The following is a 21,128-nucleotide window of genomic DNA, read 5'->3' on the forward strand; positions in this document are numbered from 1 at the left end:
CAGCAACGTTGCCGGTATCGCGATGTTCAGATTTCCAGATTTACGCTAAAACCCGCGGTCGCACCGGAGGTATGGAACCCTGCGGGCTTGTAGAGCGGCACGCCGGCAAACAGGTCATAGCTGAATCGCCCCCACAGCGCACCGCGCACACCGAGCGCACTGCCCGCCAACTGATGCCCCACCAGGTAGCGGGTGCCCGGGCCGTCCACCCGGCCGTAGTCGGCAGCCATATACAGTTCGTGCCCGCGAGAAAACGCATTCCAGGCGATTTCGTTGCGCCACAGCAGCCCTTTTTCGCCGGACAGCATCTGCTCGCCGTCAAAGCCGCGCACCGTGTAACGCCCGCCAATGGCCATCCGCTCCTGCGGCGTCAACGCATTCTGGCTCCACTGGCCCCGCACACTGGTATAAACCCGCCAGGGCTGCTCACCCCAGAAGAAAGGCCGGTTGATACCCAGGTCGCCGAGCAAAATGCCTGTACGCGCACTGCCTTCGTGACGCGATTCTTCCGGCGCAGGCAAGGCATTGAACGCCCCGGTACCGCGGCGCCAGCTGATATTCGCATCCAACGTGGTGGTACCGAGGTAACTGCGCTGGTTAAGCCCCAGCTCCCAGCCGGCGGTCCGGCGTTTTTGCGACGCAATATCAACGTCGTCCACGGCGTTAGTGGAATGTTTGCGGTAGCCGCGCAGGTTAAGCGTTAACTTGTGCGACTGGTCGCGGTACAGCAATCGGGAAACGGTCAACTGAATGTTGTCGCTCTTGCCGCTATAGCGCAGCACCTCGTTGGCGTTAGGGATGTTCTGATGGTAGGTGTAGTCGTTGTAATTGGCCGAGAAGGCCCAATATCCCACCGGGAAGAAGTAATTCAGCGTATGTGAACGGTTGCCAAACGGCCCGTGCTGAAACACATCCTTGCCGATGTTGGCGTAGAAAAGGTCATTTTGCGCAAACGGCGCATCGAGTGCCAGAGTGGCCGAACCGAGATAGCGCCCGGTACTTTTGGAGCCGCTGTCGTCCAGCCCCAGGCTGAGCCGCACCGGCCGCCCCTCGTGCCAGTTGACCTGCAGATCGCTGGTGGCCTCTTGGGCACCGGGTACGATTTTGATGTCGGCACTGGCGCTGGGCACTCGTCTAAAGTTCTCCAGCCCCTGTTCGATATCACGCAAGTTAAGGATATCACCGTGTGAGGCCGGAATAGCGTTCCATATCCGTCCCCGCCAGGAGACCGGTTCCTCGAAACGGATATCACCGATGCGCCCCGGTTGCAACGTCAGCGTCAACACGCCTGTAGTCAGGTCCTGCTCCTGCGCCATTACGCGTGTAGTGACATAGCCTTTCGCCAGTATGACGTTTTGCACCTTGCTGATGGCAAGCGCAATGCCCTGGCCGCCCAAACAGCGGCCTTCGGCATCTGCTGCTGCGCCCAACGCCCACTGAAAGCGATCGGCAGACTCCCCGTCCAACGCTAGCCGGTTGATGATGAAACAAGGGCGTTCATCGATTGGGTAATTGGGCAGCACAACGTCGGGACGGGAAAGGCGCGCATCGGCCTGCGGGGCATTTTGCTGTTGCAGGGCACGCTCGCGCTCCTGCTGGCGCTGCTGTTCGCGGGCATCAATGGACGCCATACCATCGCTGGTAGCCGCCGAAGCGGAAAACAGGGGTACAACGCCTATCAATAATCCCGACAGCCCACAGCGGATAGAATAGAGTAAAGCACGAGCATTATCTGAGCGCATCCTTGGCTCCTCACTGTTACTTATAGTTATTTATCTAACCAAAATCATAAGTTACGTAAATTAATGTAAATAAACTTACTCTTGGGCGAATTATGAGCTTCGAGGGAGAAAAATCAACAGCTTTATGGCACTGCGATTCACAAAACCATAAGGGAGACGGCGGCATGAGAAGAATGGCGAAACTGCGGAAGGATGACGCCATGATGCGTCATCCTTTAAAATTAATTGTCGATCGGGAAGAAAATTAACACATCAGGCCGTTATCAGCTCAACAAATTGCTGCCGAACGCCCCTTGCCAATCCTGTTCGAATTTCTCGACTGCGGCCTGCACTGCCGGCGCATTCAGGAACTGCTCCGCGACGTCCACCGGCAGCGTGATGGCCTGGCAGCCCGCCAACAGGCACTCCAGCGCCTGGCGCGGCGTTTTGAAACTGGCGGCCAGCACCTGCGCCGACGGCGCATGCAGGCTCAACAGCTGCTGCAGCTCGTGCACCATTTCGATGCCGTCGCCGCCCTGCGCGTCCACCCGGTTGACGTAAGGCGCCACATATTCCGCCCCGGCCAAGGCCGCCAACAGCCCCTGTGCAGCGCCGTACACCGCGGTGCCCAACGTCGGAATGGACATCGTTTTAAGCTTCTTGATCGCCGCCAGCCCTTCGGCGGTCGCCGGGATTTTCACCACCAGCCCCGGTACCCGCTGGCTGAGCAGCGCCGCCTCCGCCACCATACGTTCCGCATCGGTCGCCATCACCTGTGCAAACAGCTTGCCGGTGCCGCCGAGAGCGTCGCGCAGCGCGGGCAGCACTTCCCAGATCGGCTTGCCTTCCTTCGCCAAGATGCTCGGGTTGGTGGTGACGCCGTGCAGCGGCAGAATGCGCGCCAGGCGTTTTACCGCGGTCACATCGGCGGTATCGAGATAAAGCTCCATCACGGACTCCTGTGTCATGTTCTGTAGGCGGATTCAAACTCTGATCATCATAGGGCAAAAACCGCGCTAAATTTTGATCAAAATCAATTCAACTTTCATTCGAAACATCTTTAATGGCGAAAGATACAGCAACGCCAAACGGGTGACTCATGATCTTCAATGTGCAGCGCTACTCGACCCATGACGGCCCGGGCATCCGCAGCGTGGTCTTTTTAAAAGGCTGCCCGCTGAGCTGCCGGTGGTGTCAGAACCCGGAAAGCCGCTCGCGCCACGCAGACCTGCTGTTTGACGAACGTCTGTGCCTGAGCGGCTGCACGCTGTGCGCCGAGCGTTGTCCGCAAGGGCTGCAACGCACCGACGGGCCGCTGACGCTGCAACGCGAGCTGATTAGCGCAGACGATTATGCCGCCCTGGCCGCCGCCTGCCCGACCGGCGCACTCAGTCTGTGCGGCAGCCCGATCAACCCCGACGATATCATGGCCGAGGTGATGCGGGATAAGCCTTTCTATCTGCGCAGCGGCGGCGGTTTAACGCTGTCCGGCGGCGAACCCTTTATGCAGCCGGACATCGCGGCGGACCTGCTGCGGCGCGGCCGCGAGGCCGGCATCCACACCGCCGTCGAATCCTGCCTGCACGTCCCATGGCGTTATATCGCCCCTTCGCTGCCGTGGCTGGATCTGCTGCTGGCCGATCTCAAACACACCGACGAAGCGCGCTTCAGAGCCTGGACCGGCGGTTCCGCCCGCCGGGTGATGAGCAATTTTCGTCGGCTGGCGGCGCACGGCGCGCAAATGACCGTACGCGTGCCGCTGATCCCCGATTTCAACGCAGATCGCCGCTCTGTCCGTGCCATCGTCGACTTCGCCGCCGACGAGATCGGCGTGTCGGAGATCCACTTTCTGCCGTACCACACGCTTGGCATCAACAAGTACCACCTGCTCGGCGAATCCTACCGTGCCGCCCGCACGCCACTGGACGCACCCGACCTGCTGGCCTTCGCCGAAGACTATGCCGGCGCCAAGGGCCTGACCGCCATTTTGCGAGGATAACACCATGACCACGTTGGATTTGACTACCCTGAGCGCCCGTATCCAGGCGCATAAGAATGCGCTGATTCACATCGTCAAACCGCCGGTGTGCACCGAACGCGCGCAGCACTATACCGAGGCCTATCAGCAGCATCAGGACAAGCCGCTGCCGGTGCGCCGCGCCCTGGCGTTGGCCAACCATCTGGCGAAACGCAGCATCTGGATCGCCAACGACGAGCTGATCGTCGGCAACCAGGCCAGCGAGCTGCGCGCCGCGCCGATCTTCCCCGAATACACCGTCGGCTGGATAGAAAACGAAATAGACCAGTTGGCCGACCGGCCGGGCGCCGGTTTTTCGGTCAGCGACGAGAACAAGGCAATTTTGCATCGTCTGTGCCCCTGGTGGCGCGGCCAAACGGTGCAGGATCGCTGCTACGGCATGTTTACCGACGAACAAAAGGCGCTGCTGGCCACCGGCATCATCAAGGCCGAGGGCAATATGACCTCCGGGGACGCCCATCTGGCGGTCAACTTCCCGCTGCTGCTGGAGTTAGGCCTCGATGGCCTGCGTGAAAAGGTGAACGCGCGCCGCAGCCGCCTGCGTCTGACCGAGTGGGAAGATCTGCACAAGGCGCAGTTTCTCAACGCTATCGATATTGTGCTGACGGCGCTGAGCGAACACATCTTGCGCTTCGCTCGCCTGGCGCGCGACATGGCGCAAAACGAAGCCCGCGACTGGCGGCGCGCCGAGCTGCTGGCTATCGCAGACAACTGCGACCGGATCGCCCATCGCCCGCCGCAAACCTTCTGGCAGGCGCTGCAGCTGTGCTATTTCATCCAGCTGACGTTGCAGATCGAATCCAACGGCCATTCGGTTTCCTTTGGCCGCCTCGATCAGTATCTCTATCCCTGGTATCGGCGCGACGTGGAGCTGGAGCAAAACCTGGCGCGGGAAGACGCCATCGAGCTGCTGCACAGCTGCTGGCTGAAGCTGCTGGAGGTCAACAAGATCCGCTCCGGCTCGCACTCCAAGGCCTCCGCCGGCAGCCCGCTGTACCAGAACGTTACCATCGGCGGGCAAAAACTGATCGACGGCCGGCCGTGTGACGCGGTCAATCCGCTGTCCTACGCCATTCTCGAATCCTGCGGCCGCCTGCGTTCCACCCAGCCCAACCTCAGCGTGCGTTACCACGCCGGGATGAGCGCCGGTTTCCTCGACGCCTGCGTACAGGTGATCCGCTGCGGCTTCGGCATGCCGGCATTCAACAACGACGAAATCGTCATTCCCGAGTTCATCAAGCTGGGGGTCGAACCGCAGGACGCTTACGACTACGCCGCCATCGGCTGTATCGAGACCGCCGTCGGCGGCAAATGGGGCTATCGCTGCACCGGCATGAGCTTCATCAACTTCGCCCGCGTGCTGCTGGCGGCGCTGGAACAAGGCCGCGACGCCACGTCCGGGCAGATTTTCCTGCCGCAGGAACAGGCGCTGTCCAAAGGAAACTTCGCCGATTTCGAGCAAGTCTTAACCGCCTGGGATCGGCAAATCCGCTACTACACGCGCAAGTCGATCGAGATCGAGTGCGTGGTAGACAGCGTGCTGGAGGAGAACGCCCACGATATCCTCTGCTCAGCGCTGGTGGATGACTGCATTGAACGCGGCAAAAGCATCAAACAAGGCGGCGCCAAATACGATTGGGTTTCCGGCCTGCAGGTCGGCATCGCCAACCTGGGCAACAGCCTGGCGGCGGTGCGCAAACTGGTGTTCGACCAAGGGGCGATCGGCCAGCAGCAGCTGGCGACGGCGCTGGCCGAAGACTTCGCCGGGCTGGATGGCGAACAGCTGCGCCAGCGGCTACTCAACGCCGCGCCCAAATACGGCAACGACGTGGACGACGTCGATCGGCTGCTGGTGCGAGCCTATCAAACCTACATCGAGGAACTGAAGCAGTACCGCAACACCCGCTTCGGCCGCGGACCGATCGGCGGCGGCTACTACGCTGGCACCTCGTCGATTTCGGCCAACGTGCCCTTCGGCGCCGCCACCCTGGCCACGCCGGATGGGCGCAAGGCGCACCAGCCTCTGGCGGAAGGCGCCAGTCCGGCGTCTGGTACGGACCACCTGGGGCCAACGGCGGTGTTCAATTCGCTCGCCAAGTTGCCGACCGAGGCGATCCTCGGCGGCGTGTTGCTCAATCAAAAGCTGAATCCAGCGACGCTGGACAACCCGCGCGATCGGGAAAAGCTGATGCTGATGTTGCGCACCTTCTTCGAGAGCTATCGCGGCTGGCATGTGCAGTACAACATCGTGTCGCGCGAAACGCTGCTGGCGGCGAAGCAACACCCTGACCAATATCGTGATTTAGTGGTTCGCGTAGCTGGCTATTCCGCCTTCTTTACCGCATTATCCCCTGAGGCGCAGGATGATATTATTGCGCGCACAGAACATACTCTTTAAACCTTTGACTCTTAGTGGCCGCGCCTTGGCGGCCGCATCATCAGGCCGATATGAATTTACGACAACAGACCATATTGCAGTTGGTTAACGATCGCCGGCGGATCAGCGTCAATGAGCTGGCGCGCGCCTCGGGCGTATCGGAAGTCACCATCCGGCAGGATCTCAACCTGCTGGAAAAACGCAGTTATCTGAAACGGGTACACGGTTCCGCCGTGGCGTTGGAGAGCGACGACGTCGACGCTCGCATGATGTCCAATTTCACCCTCAAACAACGATTGGCACAGTACGCCGCGGCGCAGGTCAACGACGGCGAGACGATCTTTATCGAAAGCGGCAGCGCCAACGCCCTGCTGGCGCGCTATATTGCCGAACGCAAGCGCATTACGCTGATCACCGTCAGCCACTATATCGCCAACCTGCTGAAAGAAACCGACTGCGACGTGATTGTCCTCGGCGGCATGTATCAGAAGAAAAGCGAGACCGTGGTCGGCCCACTCACGCGGCTGTGCATTCAGCAGGTGCATTTCAACAAGGCGTTTATCGGCATCGACGGCTTTCAGGCCGAAACCGGCTTTACCGGCCGCGACATGATGCGCGCCGACGTGGTCAGCGCGGTGCTGGCCAAGGGCGTGGAGAATATCGTGCTGACGGACTCCAGCAAATTTGGCCAGATCCAACCCAACCCGCTGGCGCAACCGGGGCAAATCAGCAGGGTGATCACCGATTCACGTCTGGCGCTGGAGTATCAGCATCAGTTGAAACGCCAAGGCGTACAGGTGGAGCTGGTCAACGAATAACGCGCCGCGCGGGCCACGCAGCCCGCCGTTTCCCTTGCGCAGCGGGATTTTAAGACTATTTACCTGTTTATCCTTCCCGAGAAACCTATACTCAGCTTCGGTAACTTTTGGGCCGTAACCCGCTAATTATTCGGCCGTTAACAAAAAATGCCATTTTTTATATCGATACCGTATGGGAATCAACAGCAGGCCTGATTTATGGTTAACGCCTATACTTATAGGGCACTTCCATATAGCCAATGCTAAGGAGAAGTCATTATGATGATTATCAATAAACGTTTCGCCACCGCCGCTCTGGCTCTGACTCTGGCGTTTTCACTGAGCGCCTGTTCCAACATGTCCAAACGCGATCGCAACACAGCTATCGGCGCCGGCGCCGGTGCAGTCGGCGGTGCAGTGCTGACCAACGGCAGCGCTTTGGGCACGCTGGGTGGGGCTGCGGTGGGCGGCATCATCGGTCATCAGGTTGGCAAATAACCTGCCCGATGCTCCTCCGCCGACAGGCGGGCAAAAGCGCCTCGGCGCTTTGACGTATTAACCAATAACGATGATTTCAGGTCTGTTTTACTTTAAGTCTATGGTTCTTTCGCCGTTAACGGGTTAACCCCCGGCAGCAACAACCTCTAGCCATGCCGCAGCATTGCACTGCGGCATGGCGATTCGCCTCAACCGCCCGCCAGTTTGACCTTCATGCCTTTGGCTTCCAGCAGCTCTTTGAGCAGATCGCGTTTATCGCCCTGGATCTCGATGACTCCCTCTTTCACCGAGCCGCCGCAGCCGCATTTCTTTTTCAGTTCGGCCGCCAGTTTGTCGAGCGCGGCATCATCCAGATCGACGCCGGTAATCAGGCACACGCCCTTCCCCTTGCGGCCGCTGCTCTGGCGCTGGATGCGCACGAAGCCATCGCCTTTGGCGCGTTGCGGTTTAACCTCTTCCTGCTTGATGCGACCGGTGTCCGTGGAATACACCAGACGGCTGTTATCGTCATTCATCATCGCTTCCTCAGGCCAAAGAGGCGCGGATCGCGCGCAGCGTCGCGGCCGGATCCGCAGATTGGGTGATCGGACGCCCAATCACCATATAGTCCACGCCGGCGGCCTGCGCCTGCACCGGCGTCATAATACGACGCTGATCGCCCGCCGCGCTGCCTTCAGGGCGGATCCCCGGCGTCACCAGTTGGAAAGCCTGCCCGCAGGCGGCCTTCAGGCGCTGCGCTTCGTGTGCCGAACACACCACGCCGTCCAGCCCGCAGTCGCGGGTCAGGCGCGCCAGGCGCTCGGCGTGTTCTGCCGGACTGGCCTCGATGCCGATGCCGCGAAGGTCTTCCGCTTCCATGCTGGTCAGCACCGTGACGGCGATCAGCAACGGCGCATCCGCCCCGTATGACACCAGCGCTTCTTTAGCGGCGGTCATCATGCGCGCGCCGCCGCTGGCATGCACATTGACCATCCAAACGCCCAGCTCGGCCGCTGCGGCTACCGCATGCGCCGTGGTATTGGGAATATCGTGGAATTTCAGGTCAAGAAACACGTCGAAGCCGCGCCCGTGCAGATCGCGCACCAGCTGCGGCCCAAACAGCGTGAACATTTCTTTGCCCACTTTCAGCCGGCAGTCTTGCGGATCGATACGGTCGGCGAACGCCAGCGCAGCGTTCTTATCGGCGTAATCCAACGCCACAACGATTGGAGATGATTTTAAGTCATTGTTATTAGCGTTATTTTCAGACTTCATTTCTTCTACCTTCTGTAAAATGGAGATAATCAGGGACTCACCCGCGAAACTGACCGCCGCATTCTACATGCCAGGGGCCAGAAATCCCAGCCACAGCGCGCACCAGTGCTCTGTCATGTTACCTTGCGTCTTTGTCATGGCGCGTCAACGTAAGCGCGTCAGCAATAAACCACGCAGCGTAAAACGCCGTAAAGATGCGTAAATTATCAATCAAATATTTTGAATTACTTACTCAGCATTATCAGATTTTCAATCGGCCCAGATGCTTTATTATTCACCACATCGGAAGCGAATGGCTTCCTTCCTAAATAAACAGACTGGAGTCACCCATGAAAATCATCAAATATTTTGCAGCCGCTGCCGCTATCGCACTGACCTCTTTCGCCACTTTGGCCGCTGAGCCGATCAACAGCCAGCAGGCCGATAGCCTGACCGCGACCGGCGTCGTTTCCGCAGGCCACGCAACCACCCTCAGCAGCCTGGAGAAAAAACTGGCCGCTAAAGCAGATGCTCAGGGCGCCAGCAGCTACCGCATTATCTCCGCCGGCGGTAACAACATGTTGAGCGGCACCGCGATCATCTACAAATAAGGTTTCCGGTACAGGGCCCGAGATTTCGGGCCCTGTCTCTGTTTCCCGCTTGAAAACCCCGCATTTGCCCCGCCCTTTATTGTTACAAAAATATTAAATTTTTATTACACACTAGACACCCGATCGCCAGTGGCTTAGCTTGAAGGCATCTTCCTGCAGAAAGGCTTTCAAAATGAGCGAGATATCAACACTTACCATTAAAATTCCTCTGGCACTGAAGGAGAAAATCCGCGCCGCCGCCGCTGAAAACGAATTTTCATTGAGCGTGGAAGTGTGCCAGCGCCTGGAAAGCAGCTTCAACGCGCCCGTCGTCAAGGCAGAAAAACCGGCCAAGAAAGCGGACGACCTGCACCACGGCGAGATCGACAATCAAAGCACCGAAGAAGAAATCGAACAGCCTCTGAGCCAGAAAGAGCTGAAGAAGCTGCGTCAGCTATTGAAAACCGGCGCTAAAGGCGGCAAGAAAAAGTAAGCGATGAACATAGAAAAACGGGGCGATCAATCGCCCCGTTTTATTTTGTCTCACCGCCGCGCTATTGTCCGTCCAGACCGCGGATCGGTTTAACCGATGACCAGGCGCGACACGACGGACAATGCCAATAGAGCGAGTGCGCCGTGAAGCCACATTTGTGGCAGCGGTAACGCGGCTTGGTGCGAATTTGCTCACCGACCATATCGCGCAACAACAGCAGACTCTCTTTCGCACGGCCGTCTTCAGCGTCCGCCAGGTGATAATCCATCAGCCGATAAAACACCCGCATAGTGGGGTGACGCTGCAGCTGACGGTTGATATAGACCTGCACCACGTCGCGCCCTTCGTGCTGCTCGATGATTTCGGCCAGCATCAGATCGGCGGTTGCGCCGGTGTTCTCTTCCACGCAGCGCTTCAGGAAATCAGCCCAGTTGTGCTGCTGTTCCGGCAGGTGCCGGTAGCATTCCTGCAGCATCGGCAGCGTTTCGCTGACCAGCTCTTTATCCTGACTCAATACGCGTTGCAGCGACTCCGCCGCTTTGGCGTAGTCGTTTTGCGCCATGTAAATGCGCCCGAACATGATGGACACGCGCGCGCACTGTTTATCGGCCGCATCCGCACGCTTGAGCAGGCTCATCGCCCGATCGAGATCGTCGCTGCCCATCGCCTGCAGCGCCAGTTCACAATAAAAGTGCGCGATCTCAACGCGTTGTTTCTCTTTGCCCAGCTTGACCAACTTTTCCGCCACGTCGATCGCTTTCTGCCAGTCGCTGGTCGCCTGATGGATCACCAGCAGTTGCTGCAGCGCCGAGACGCGAAAATCCGCTTCGTCAGTCAACTGGCTGAACATGTCTTCCGCGCGGTCGTAAAGCCCGGCGGCCATATAGTCACGGCCCAGCTGCTGCACCGCCAACAGGCGCTGTTCAAAGGTCAGGGAAGCGCTTTCCATCAAGGCCTGATGGATGCGGATAGCGCGGTCGACTTCGCCGCGCGAGCGGAACAGGTTGCCCAACGTCAGGTGGGCCTCAACGGTGTTGCTGTCCTCTTTCAACATGTCGAGGAACAGATCGACCGCCTTATCCTGCTGGTTTGAAAGCAGAAAGTTCACCCCTGCCACGTATTCACGCGACAGGCGGTTGGCTTCTTGCTGTTTATCCTGCTGAGCGCTTCTGCGCCCCATGTACCAACCGTACGCGGCAGCCACGGGCAGCAACAGAAACAGCAGTTCTAACATAGAGGGTTATTCCTTGCTGACAACGGCCTGAGCCGCCGGTTCAGCGGGCTGCTCAAGCTGCAGCTCCAGCCTTTTGATCTTGCGCTCGGCGCGGCCCAGCGCAATGCGCGTACGCAGATAGAACAGACCGCAAATGATCCAGCCGAGAATGAAACCGGCGCCAAACAGCGTGGCCAACAGGGTCGATACGCGATAATCGCCCTGCGCAACCAGATAGTTAAAATTGACCACCTGATCGTTATGCGCACCCAAGGTGACGGAAATCACGAAGATCACCAGAACCAACAAAAAAATCAGCAAATATTTCACATTCTTTCCCGCGATGCCGAGTGAATCGGATGAACGATGCCAAAACGTGGCGTCCCTAACCCTTAAGTTAGCATTTCCCGTTGCGGCAGGGAAACCCTGCGGCACGATAAAACCACATATCTGCTGGCATATTCGGCAGTAAACGGCTTTAACGAACAAATTGATGAGAAAGCTTCTCAAAACGTCGAATTTATAAGGATATGGGGGCGACGGCGCGGATTGCAATGGCGGGAAAATGTAAGCGGTTAATGCGGCGCCGATCTGGCGCCGCGCTTTTTGTGACATGGTCACATAACGTTCATTTCTCCGGCTTGCGCGCCGCGATTTCCTGCTGCTCTTGCGGCGGCGGCGTCAGAGGACCGAACCAGCGCTGCGCCAGCCAGCAGGTGATCACCACCAGCAACCAACTGATCAACGTGGCCATCGCAAGATCGCGCGGCCAGTGCATGCCCAGCAGCAAGCGGCTGCCCATTACCCCGGCCGCCCACACCATCAGGATCGCGACGGTTTTGTAATGGCGGCGCGGCCACAGCAGCCCTACCCCCAATAGCGCCCAGGTGGCGGCGAACATGGTGTGCCCCGACGGAAAAGCAAAGCCGGTTTCAAACTGCCAGTGCTTGCGCAGCCAGCCCGGCACCAGCGTCTGGTCTTGCAGTTGCTCGCGCACCAGCGCGCTGCGCTCTTTGCGCTGCAGCGAGTAGAAATACTTGCCGTCCACGCCGTGGGTTTGCTCCAACCACACCACGAAAGGACGCGGCTCTTGCACCCGATCCTTGATCAACGACTTCACGCCCTGCCCAATCAACAGCGCGGCGAAAAGCAGCATCGCCAGACCGATGGCCGGCTTCAGCCGAAAGCGCAGGCACCACAAAAACCAACCGCAGAGGATCGCGCTGGTCAGAATGCCCCACGGCGAGGTCACGGTTTCGGTCACCCAGTACAGCGCTTTCAGCAGCCGGTCATTGCCGCCGGGTTGCCAGTGCCAGCCGGATACCCAGACCGCCAGCGGCATCAACAGCAGCAGCAACGCGCCGCCCGCCGTGCGTTTTGCTATCTCATACATTCCCGTTTTCCTCTGCGTGAATCAGGCTGCAGTGTAACAAGAGTGCAATATTGATAACACGCGAAAAATTAAACAGATAGACAACCTATCGCAATAATAGGTGGCCAGAAAACGCCATCTGCTGGTTTGCTGAGCACCGCCCGGCAAGAAGTTGTGGCAAAATAGCCGATAATTAACGAAATAGAGATCGGCGTAGCACGTTTTAGTCTTGGTCAATGCACTGACCGGACTTAGGATGCGCGACAATGATTGAATCGTAGGTTTTTGTGGAGAGTGACATGCAGCTTAAACGGGTGGCAGAGGCTAAACTGCCGACACCTTGGGGCGATTTCCTGATGGTAGGATTCGAAGAACTGGCGACCGGGCACGATCATCTGGCGCTGGTATTCGGTGATATTTCCGGTGAAGCGCCGGTGCTCGCACGCGTGCATTCCGAATGTCTGACCGGCGACGCGTTGTTCAGCCTGCGCTGCGACTGCGGTTTTCAGCTGGAAGCCGCACTGGAGCAGATCGCCGAAGAAGGCCGCGGCATCCTGCTTTATCATCGCCAGGAGGGCCGCAATATCGGCCTGTTGAACAAGATCCGCGCCTATGCCCTGCAGGATAAGGGCGCAGACACCGTGGAAGCCAACCATCAGCTCGGCTTCGCCGCCGACGAACGCGACTTCACCCTGTGCGCCGACATGTTCAAACTGCTGGGCGTCGACGCGGTGCGCTTGCTGACCAACAACCCGAAAAAGGTCGAGATCCTGACCGAAGCCGGTATCAATATCAGCGAGCGCGTGCCGCTGATCGTCGGCCGCAATCCGAAGAACGAACACTATCTGGCCACCAAGGCCGCCAAAATGGGCCATTTGCTCGACCAGAAGTGATCGCCGCCACGGTGAAAACAATCAGGGCGCCTTGCGGCGCCCTTTTTACTGCCCGATTTACAGCATTTTCCTGATTACGTAGTGCAGGATGCCGTCGTTTTCGTAGTAGGTCAGCTCATTGCCGGTATCGATGCGGCAACGAGTGTCGATCACCTCCTTGCGCCCGTCGGCATAGGTGATATGTACCGGCACCGTCTGGCCCGGCTGCAGCTGTTGCAGGCCGCCGACGCTGATCTGCTCGTCCCCGGTCAGCCCCAGCGTTTTGCGCGTCACGCCCTGCGGGAACTCCAGCGGCAAAATGCCCATGCCGATCAGGTTGGAGCGGTGAATACGCTCGAAGGATTCGGCGATCACCACCCGCACGCCCAGCAGGCGCGGCCCTTTCGCCGCCCAGTCGCGGCTGGAGCCGGAACCGTACTCTTTACCGGCGATCACCGCCAGCGGCACTTGCTCCTGCTGGTACTGCATGGCGGCGTCGTAGATAGACAGTTGCTGCTGCGACGGAATATGGCGGGTATAGCCCCCCTCCACGCCCGGCACCATTTCGTTGCGGATGCGGATGTTGGCGAAGGTGCCGCGCATCATCACTTCGTGGTTTCCGCGGCGCGAACCGTAGGAGTTAAAGTCCTGCGGCGCCACGCCGTGCTCGCTCAGGTAACGCCCCGCCGGGCTGTCGCGCTTGATGTTGCCCGCCGGCGAGATGTGGTCGGTGGTCACCGAATCGGCCAGAATCGCCAGAATGCGCGCGTCCTTGATGTCCTGCACCGGATCCGGCTTCACCTTCATGGTGCTGAAAAACGGAGGATGGCGGATATAGGTAGAATCCTCCTGCCATTGATAGGTCGCCGAACCGGTCACCTGGATCGCCTGCCAGTTGGCGTCGCCATCGAACACTTCGCCGTATTCTTTGTGGAACATCTCGGTGCGCACTTCTTCCACCGCCTGAGCAATGTCCTGGCTGCTCGGCCAGATGTCCTTCAGGTAGACCGGTTGACCGTCATTGCCCTCGCCCAGCGGCTCTTTGGTCAGATCGATCTTCATGCTGCCCGCCAGCGCATACGCCACGACCAGCGGCGGTGAGGCCAGCCAGTTGGTTTTCACCAGCGGGTGGATGCGCCCTTCGAAGTTACGGTTGCCCGACAGCACCGCGCCCACGGTCAGATCGCCCTCTTTGATCGCCTGCTCGATAGGATCCGGCAGCGGCCCGGAGTTGCCGATACAGGTGGTACAGCCATATCCCACCAGGTTGAACCCCAGTTCTTCCAGATAAGCGGTGAGCTTGGCGCTGTCGAAGTAGTCGGTCACCACTTTGGAACCCGGCGCCAACGACGTTTTTACCCAAGGCTTGCTGCGCAGCCCTTTCTTGACGGCGTTTTTCGCCAGCAGGCCAGCCGCCATCATCACGCTCGGGTTGGAGGTGTTGGTGCAGGAGGTGATCGCCGCGATCACCACCGCGCCGTCGTGCAGCTCGTGCTGCTGCCCATCCAGCGTAAAGGGTTTGCTGTCTGCCTTGGTCTTGTGGCCGCCGATATCCAACTCGGTAGCGGCCCTGAACGCCTGCGGCACATTCGGCAGCGCAACGCGATCCTGCGGGCGTTTCGGCCCGGCGAGGCTGGCCTCGACCGTCGACATATCCAGCGCCAGCGAGCTGGTGAATACCGGCTCATCCCCCGGGTTGCGCCACATGCCCTGCGCCTTGGCGTAGGCTTCCACCAGCGCGATTTGTTCGGCGCTGCGGCCGCTGAGTTTCATGTAGCCGAGCGTGACGTCATCTACCGGGAAGAAACCGCAGGTGGCGCCGAACTCCGGCGACATATTGGCGATGGTCGCCCGGTCCGCCAACGGCAGATCGGCCAGGCCGTCGCCGTAAAACTCGACGAACTTGCCAACAACGCCGTGCTTACGCAGCATTTGAGTGACGGTCAGCACCAGGTCGGTGGCAGTAATGCCCTCGCGGAGCTTGCCGGTCAGCTTAAAGCCGACGACGTCCGGGATCAGCATCGACACCGGCTGGCCCAGCATCGCCGCTTCCGCTTCGATACCGCCGACGCCCCAGCCGAGAATGCCCAGGCCGTTGATCATGGTGGTGTGGGAATCGGTGCCCACCAGCGTATCCGGATAGGCCACGCGGCGACCGCTTTCGTCGCTGTGCCACACCGTTTGGCCGAGGTATTCGAGGTTGACCTGGTGGCAGATGCCGGTGCCCGGCGGCACCACGCGGAAACGGTTGAAGGCTTTCTGCCCCCAGCGCAGGAAGGTGTAGCGCTCGTGATTGCGCTGCATTTCGATACGAACGTTGTCTTCGAAGGCGTTGTCATCGCCGAATTCATCGACGGTAACCGAGTGGTCAATCACCAGATCCACCGGTGACAGCGGGTTCACCTGGTCGACATTGCCGCCCAGCCGCCGCACCGCTTCACGCATCGCCGCCAGATCCACCACCGCCGGAACGCCGGTAAAATCCTGCATCAGCACGCGCGCCGGACGGTAGGCGATCTCACGGTCAGCATGGCCGGTTTGCAACCAGGCGACGATGGCCTTGAGGTCGTCAACCTGCACGGTATCGCCATCCACATGGCGCAGCAGGTTCTCCAACAGCACTTTCATTGATTTCGGCAACCGGTCGATATCACCCAGCTGCTTCGCCGCCAGCGGCAGACTGTAGTAGTAATATTCGCTATTCAGCGCAACCAGCTTATCCAGACTTGTTTCACGAAGATCGGACGACATAGCTCCTCCATTTCTTATTGTGATTAAAACAGGGTAATCAGTGAGGTCTTGTTTAAAGATACCACAAAGATAAGTTAACGTTTTGATAACAACACGATTTGATCACAGCGATAGGTGAGAACAATCAAGAAGAAGGAAGTGCGAGCGCAGCCAAGGGGTTAGGCCACGCGTCAACGAAAACGCCGCAACGAGGCGGCGTTTTGGCAGCGAGAATCTCGCGGCTTTAGCGGGGTTTGCGCACCAGGCGGCGACATACTGGGAGCACAACTGCAGCAATGATAGCAAAGACACCCAATTTAATGGCAATGACAGCCGAGTCGAAATTATTCATCCCTATTTCACCATCACCGCTAATTTCTATGTTGTTGGAAACGAAGCTGTCGAAAATTCCGTCTGGCAGGTAGCGCAACAACAAAAAGGTTAGCAACAAGAACAGAACAATCCAGAGACTTTTTTTCATTGTGATACCACGCATTTACTGTAATCAGTACGGATTTCCGGGCTAAAAAAAACCCGGTTAGGCAGGCGCCTAACCGGGATTGATTTGATATCGTCGATGGTTACTTAATTGGCAGTTTGATGTCCTTGAACATCGCTTCGATCTCTTCGTTGGAGCGCAGCGCCACCGCGCTGTCTACCACATCGCGCGTCAGGTGCGGCGCGAAGCGCTGAATGAAGTCGTACATGTAGCTGCGCAGGAAGGTGCTGCGGCGGAAACCGATCTTGGTGGTGCTGTAGGTGAAGATATCACGCGCATCCACCGTCACCAGATCCGGATCCTGCACCGGATCCACCGCCATGCTGGCGATCACCCCCACCCCCAATCCCAGACGCACGTAGGTTTTGATCACGTCGGCGTCGGTGGCGGTAAAGACAATGCGCGGCGTCAGGCCGGCGCGGTTGAAGGCGGTATCCAACTCCGAACGCCCGGTAAAGCCGAAGGTGTAAGTGACGATCGGGTAAGCCGCCAGCTCTTCAATGCTGATGCTGCTTTTGCCCGCCAAAGGATGATCGGGCTTCACGACTACCGCGCGGTTCCAGTGGTAGCACGGCAGCATAATGAGATCGTCGTACAGGTGCAGCGCTTCGGTAGCGATGGCGAAATCTGCGGTCCCTTTGGAGACCGCTTCGGCGATCTGCGTCGGCGAACCCTGATGCATGTGCAGCGAGACGCGCGGGTAACGCTCGATGAAGCCTTTAATTACGTTGGGCAAGGCGTAGCGGGCCTGGGTATGCGTGGTGGCGACGTACAGCGAGCCTTTGTCCGGGTAGGTGTGTTCACCGGCGACGGCTTTAATGGCGTCGACCTTGGACAGCACTTCACGTGCGATGCGAATGATTTCCTGGCCGGCCGGGGTGACCTGGGTCAGGTGTTTGCCGCTGCGGGCGAAAATCTGGATGCCCAGCTCATCTTCGAGCATGCGCACCTGTTTACTGATGCCGGGTTGCGAGGTATAGAGCCCTTCTGCCGTCGAGGAGACATTCAGGTTGTGGTTAACCACTTCCACAATGTAACGAAGCTGCTGCAATTTCATATCTTATACCATCCTAGGTTAAACACTGCGGCTTACCCGCAGCCAGGTATATCGGTGTCGCCCCGGTATGCTGAAAGTCACAAGCCATAAACACCGTGTTTTACCCTGATGGTGAAGAAAACGCCGTTGTTAATAAGCTTTAATAATAAAAAAACTTTTTATATAACCACTATACCACGTTGCAGCTTCAAGTATAGATCCGCGTCACACTATGATAACGATTATTTTGCATTGGTATCAACGTGAAACGGCGGTGGCGGAGGGATAAAAACAGCAAAGGATAGATCCGTTTGTCCCTTTTCACCAATAAAAAAACCAGCCGCCGGGGCTGGTTTTTCATCTTACTGGCAGGACAGAGGCCTTACTTCTTGCCTTCGACCCACTTGCCGTCCACGTAGAACGCGGACCAACCGGTCGCCTTGCCATCTTTTTCAGAAGAGACGTACTGCTGTTTGGTTTTACGGCTGAAACGCACCAGCGTTTTATTGCCTTCGGCATCCGCCACCGGCGCATCGGCCAGATAGCGCAGCTTCTCCGGCAGGCGATCCTTGAAGCGAGCCAGCTCTTCCACCAGCGGCGCACGGGTCTCGCGCGATTTAGGGAAGGTGTTGGCCGCCAGGAACACGCCGGCAGCGCCGTCACGCAGCACGAAATAGGCGTCAGACTTCTCGCACGGCAGCTCCGGCAACGGCACCGGATCTTCCTTCGGCGGCGCGACATCGCCGTTACGCAGGATCTTGCGGGTGTTTTTACAGTTCTCGTTAGTACAGCCCATGTACTTGCCGAAACGCCCCATTTTCAGGTGCATTTCCGAGCCGCACTTGTCGCATTCCACCACCGGGCCATCGTAGCCTTTCAGGCGGAACTCGCCCTCTTCGATTTCATAGCCGTCACACGCCGGGTTGTTACCGCAGACGTGCAGCTTGCGCTGGTTGTCGATCAGATAGCTGTCCATCGCCGTACCGCATTTCTGGCAGCGGCGGCGGGCGCGCAGCGCGTTGGTTTCCGCGTCGTCGCCTTCGAGGATGTTGAGCACTTCCGCTTCCGGCACCAGGTTGATGGTGGTTTTGCAACGTTCCTTCGGCGGCAGCGCATAGCCGGAACAGCCGAGGAACACGCCGGTGCTGGCGGTACGGATGCCCATCTTGCGGCCGCAGGTCGGGCAGTCGATGCTGGTCATCACCATCTGGTTAGGCCGCATGCCGCCTTCTTCCGGATCCTTCTCCGCCGTTTCAAGCTGCTCGCTGAAATCAACGAAGAATTCGTCCAGCACCGCTTTCCACTCGGCCTGGTTGTTGGCGACCTCATCGAGGCCGTCTTCCATGCGGGCGGTGAAGTCATAGTTCATCAGCTCGCGGAAGTTTTCTTCCAGGCGATCGGTGACGATCTCACCCATTTTCTCGGCATAGAAACGGCGGCTTTCCACCCGCACATAACCGCGATCCTGAATGGTCGAGATGATGGAGGCGTAAGTGGACGGACGCCCGATGCCGCGTTTCTCCAGCTCTTTCACCAGCGAGGCTTCGCTGTAGCGCGCCGGCGGCTTGGTGAAGTGCTGGCTCGGGATCAGTTTCTGCAGATCCAGCTCGCTGCCGATTTCGACGAACGGCAACGTGCGATCTTCATCGCCTTTGCGCAGAGCCGGCATCACCTTGGTCCAGCCGTCAAAGCGCAGCGTACGGCCCTTGGCGCGCAGTTGATAATCGCCGGCTTTCACCGTCAGCGTGGTGGAATCGTATTGCGCCGGCGTCATCTGGCAGGCAACGAACTGGCGCCAGATCAGCTGATACAGCTTCTGCGCGTCCGCTTCCATGTCTTTCAACTGCTCGGCGAGCACGTTCACGTCCGAAGGACGGATCGCTTCGTGTGCTTCCTGCGAATTCTCTTTGCTGCTGTACTGATTCGGCGCTTTCGGCAGGTATTTATCGCCGAAGTTGTCGCCGATGTAGCCACGCACCATGTTGAGCGCATCCTGGCTCAGGTTGGTGGAGTCGGTACGCATATAGGTAATATGGCCGGCTTCATACAGCCGTTGCGCCATCATCATGGTTTTCTTCACGCCGAAGCTCAGGCGGGTGCTGGCGGCCTGTTGCAGCGTGGAGGTAATGAAAGGCGCGCCCGGCTTGCTGCTGGTCGGTTTGTCTTCGCGATCCAGCACCGTGTAGCGGGCTTTTTCCAGCAACTTGACCGCGGCGTGCGTCTGCTCGCGGTTGACCGGCTTGAACGGTTTGTCGTGCGCATGTGTCACTTCCATCTGCAGCGCGGTTTCACCCTTCGCCAGCAGATCGGCATGCAGCTCCCAGTACTCTTCCGGCACGAACGCCTTGATGTCGCGTTCGCGCTCAACCACCAGACGCACCGCCACCGACTGTACGCGGCCGGCGGACAGGCCGCGGGCGATTTTTTTCCACAGCAGCGGCGAGACCATATAGCCCACCACGCGGTCCATAAACCGGCGCGCCTGCTGCGCGTTGACGCGGTCAATGTTCAGCTCGCCCGGCTGTTTGAACGCCTGTTGGATCGCGTTTTTGGTGATTTCGTTAAACACCACGCGGCTAAAGCGTTTGTCATCCCCACCGATCACTTCCCGCAGGTGCCAGGCGATGGCTTCCCCTTCGCGGTCAAGGTCGGTTGCGAGATAAATGTGGTCGGCGTTTTCCGCCAACGATTTTAACTCGGCGACCACTTTTTCTTTACCCGGCAGGATTTCATAATGCGCTTTCCAGCCGTGGTAAGGGTCGACGCCCATGCGATTTACCAGCGCCGCCTTCTCATCTTTTTTAACTTTTTTCTTGGCTTTGTCTTCGGTTGAGTCAGCGCTCTTTTTGCTGGCTGAGCCACTGGTCGGCAAATCACGGATATGACCGACGCTGGACTTCACCACGTAGTCACTTCCTAAATATTTATTAATAGTTTTGGCTTTTGCCGGGGACTCAACTATTACGAGAGCTTTACCCATATTTACCTTTACCTAATTTATTTCTTCTAAAAAGAAGTCTTTTATCTCGCCGTGCCGCGGCAATTCGTGTCTCTTTTTTTATATTGCGGCAGTCTGGCAAGAGATCAACAGATTTTTTTCTTTTGGTTGCCCAACTGCTCAACCTAAACGCAAGTTGTTGATCCTGCCTGCTATTCACCCATGCCCCAGAAGTATGGCTGCGTGATTTTTATTCATGGCGTAAACAAAACCTTCCACCCGACGCCGCAAAATCCCACACTGTACCTGATAAAAAGCGTCACGCAACCTAATTAGCACGGAAAGGCAGATTTCGCCAACCGGCCGCCGCCCATGGCCATCCAGACGGCAAATAAACCTTAGTCGGTTTGCGGATAAAAGCGAACCGGCGTTAGAATATGCGCAGCGTTTTTTGTTTGGAGTCTAATAAATGTACAAGAATACTGCACCTATCGGCCGCGAGGCCCTGCTGGCGGAAGCAAATAACATCATCCGCCAACACGAAGATTATCTGCACGGCATGATCGCCACCGACGTTGAACAAAAAAGCGGCGTTTTAGTTTTTCGCGGCGAATACTTTTTAGATGCCGATGGATTGCCCACCGCCAAAACCACCGCCGTATTTAATATGTTTAAACATTTGGCTCACCTGCTTTCGGAAAAATACCATTTGGTCGATTGA

Annotated in this window: 19 protein-coding genes; 8 read left to right on the forward strand and 11 right to left on the reverse strand. The window is 58.1% G+C overall.

Going from position 1 to position 21,128, the window contains the following annotated elements; genetic code table 11:
- Window positions 1-26: 26 nt before the first annotated feature.
- Window positions 27-1,631, reverse strand: a complete 1,605-nt coding sequence (locus ACUTQY_RS00865; RefSeq protein WP_230358696.1) for a ShlB/FhaC/HecB family hemolysin secretion/activation protein — start codon at window positions 1,629-1,631, stop codon at window positions 27-29.
- Between the two features lie 374 nt (window positions 1,632-2,005).
- Complete coding sequence (fsa, locus tag ACUTQY_RS00870) at window positions 2,006-2,671, reverse strand: fructose-6-phosphate aldolase (RefSeq protein WP_046687149.1); 666 nt, start codon at window positions 2,669-2,671, stop codon at window positions 2,006-2,008.
- A gap of 149 nt (window positions 2,672-2,820) precedes the next feature.
- Here fsa and ACUTQY_RS00875 point away from each other — a divergent pair, with 149 nt between their 5' ends.
- The 4 genes from ACUTQY_RS00875 to osmB all read left to right on the forward strand — a co-directional run bounded on the left by ACUTQY_RS00875 (window position 2,821) and on the right by osmB (window position 7,431).
- Window positions 2,821-3,720 (forward strand): glycyl-radical enzyme activating protein, encoded by a 900-nt coding sequence (locus ACUTQY_RS00875; protein ID WP_046687150.1) that lies wholly within the window; start codon window positions 2,821-2,823, stop codon window positions 3,718-3,720.
- A gap of 4 nt (window positions 3,721-3,724) precedes the next feature.
- A complete protein-coding gene (locus ACUTQY_RS00880; RefSeq protein WP_046687151.1) occupies window positions 3,725-6,157 on the forward strand; it encodes a formate C-acetyltransferase/glycerol dehydratase family glycyl radical enzyme in 2,433 nt (810 codons plus the stop codon).
- A 50-nt stretch (window positions 6,158-6,207) separates the two neighbouring features.
- Window positions 6,208-6,954: a DeoR/GlpR family DNA-binding transcription regulator gene (locus ACUTQY_RS00885; protein ID WP_004930631.1), complete on the forward strand. Its 747-nt coding sequence runs from the start codon at window positions 6,208-6,210 to the stop codon at window positions 6,952-6,954.
- 258 nt (window positions 6,955-7,212) lie between these two features.
- The gene (gene osmB / locus ACUTQY_RS00890) at window positions 7,213-7,431 is read left to right on the forward strand and encodes an osmotically-inducible lipoprotein OsmB (RefSeq protein ID WP_004930634.1); all 219 of its coding nucleotides are present in this window, start codon (window positions 7,213-7,215) and stop codon (window positions 7,429-7,431) included.
- A gap of 188 nt (window positions 7,432-7,619) precedes the next feature.
- Here osmB and yciH read toward each other — a convergent pair whose 3' ends face one another.
- Both yciH and pyrF read right to left on the reverse strand, forming a co-directional pair.
- The gene (gene yciH, locus ACUTQY_RS00895) at window positions 7,620-7,946 is read right to left on the reverse strand and encodes a stress response translation initiation inhibitor YciH (RefSeq protein ID WP_046687152.1); all 327 of its coding nucleotides are present in this window, start codon (window positions 7,944-7,946) and stop codon (window positions 7,620-7,622) included.
- 10 nt (window positions 7,947-7,956) lie between these two features.
- Entirely contained in the window at window positions 7,957-8,685 is a 729-nt protein-coding gene (pyrF, locus tag ACUTQY_RS00900) for an orotidine-5'-phosphate decarboxylase (RefSeq protein ID WP_046687153.1), read from the reverse strand.
- A gap of 329 nt (window positions 8,686-9,014) precedes the next feature.
- Here pyrF and bhsA point away from each other — a divergent pair, with 329 nt between their 5' ends.
- Window positions 9,015-9,275 carry a multiple stress resistance protein BhsA gene (bhsA, locus tag ACUTQY_RS00905; RefSeq protein WP_046687154.1) on the forward strand — a complete coding sequence of 87 codons (261 nt, stop codon included), beginning with the start codon at window positions 9,015-9,017 and terminating at the stop codon, window positions 9,273-9,275.
- Between the two features lie 172 nt (window positions 9,276-9,447).
- A complete protein-coding gene (locus ACUTQY_RS00910) occupies window positions 9,448-9,747 on the forward strand; it encodes a hypothetical protein (protein ID WP_033643255.1) in 300 nt (99 codons plus the stop codon).
- Between the two features lie 61 nt (window positions 9,748-9,808).
- Here the strand turns inward: ACUTQY_RS00910 and lapB are convergent, their stop codons facing one another.
- The 3 genes from lapB to pgpB all read right to left on the reverse strand — a co-directional run bounded on the left by lapB (window position 9,809) and on the right by pgpB (window position 12,353).
- Window positions 9,809-10,981 (reverse strand): lipopolysaccharide assembly protein LapB, encoded by a 1,173-nt coding sequence (gene lapB, locus ACUTQY_RS00915; RefSeq protein ID WP_019452693.1) that lies wholly within the window; start codon window positions 10,979-10,981, stop codon window positions 9,809-9,811.
- 6 nt (window positions 10,982-10,987) lie between these two features.
- The gene (locus ACUTQY_RS00920) at window positions 10,988-11,290 is read right to left on the reverse strand and encodes a LapA family protein (protein WP_033643257.1); all 303 of its coding nucleotides are present in this window, start codon (window positions 11,288-11,290) and stop codon (window positions 10,988-10,990) included.
- A 298-nt stretch (window positions 11,291-11,588) separates the two neighbouring features.
- Complete coding sequence (gene pgpB / locus ACUTQY_RS00925) at window positions 11,589-12,353, reverse strand: phosphatidylglycerophosphatase B (protein WP_033643258.1); 765 nt, start codon at window positions 12,351-12,353, stop codon at window positions 11,589-11,591.
- A 278-nt stretch (window positions 12,354-12,631) separates the two neighbouring features.
- On the opposite strand from pgpB, the gene ribA reads away from it, so the two are divergent.
- Window positions 12,632-13,225 (forward strand): GTP cyclohydrolase II, encoded by a 594-nt coding sequence (gene ribA, locus ACUTQY_RS00930; protein WP_019452695.1) that lies wholly within the window; start codon window positions 12,632-12,634, stop codon window positions 13,223-13,225.
- A 57-nt stretch (window positions 13,226-13,282) separates the two neighbouring features.
- On the opposite strand, the gene acnA is transcribed toward ribA, so the two are convergent.
- The 4 genes from acnA to topA all read right to left on the reverse strand — a co-directional run bounded on the left by acnA (window position 13,283) and on the right by topA (window position 20,449).
- Window positions 13,283-15,955, reverse strand: a complete 2,673-nt coding sequence (gene acnA, locus ACUTQY_RS00935) for an aconitate hydratase AcnA (RefSeq protein WP_033643259.1) — start codon at window positions 15,953-15,955, stop codon at window positions 13,283-13,285.
- 223 nt (window positions 15,956-16,178) lie between these two features.
- Complete coding sequence (locus ACUTQY_RS00940; protein WP_052752693.1) at window positions 16,179-16,415, reverse strand: hypothetical protein; 237 nt, start codon at window positions 16,413-16,415, stop codon at window positions 16,179-16,181.
- Window positions 16,416-16,515: 100 nt separating this feature from the next.
- A complete protein-coding gene (gene cysB / locus ACUTQY_RS00945) occupies window positions 16,516-17,490 on the reverse strand; it encodes an HTH-type transcriptional regulator CysB (RefSeq protein ID WP_004930690.1) in 975 nt (324 codons plus the stop codon).
- 361 nt (window positions 17,491-17,851) lie between these two features.
- Window positions 17,852-20,449 (reverse strand): type I DNA topoisomerase, encoded by a 2,598-nt coding sequence (topA, locus tag ACUTQY_RS00950; protein WP_015378045.1) that lies wholly within the window; start codon window positions 20,447-20,449, stop codon window positions 17,852-17,854.
- A 427-nt stretch (window positions 20,450-20,876) separates the two neighbouring features.
- Between topA and ACUTQY_RS00955 the strand changes: the two genes are divergently transcribed.
- Complete coding sequence (locus ACUTQY_RS00955; RefSeq protein WP_033643262.1) at window positions 20,877-21,128, forward strand: YciN family protein; 252 nt, start codon at window positions 20,877-20,879, stop codon at window positions 21,126-21,128.

The organism is Serratia sp. TSA_130.1, from assembly GCF_052691795.1.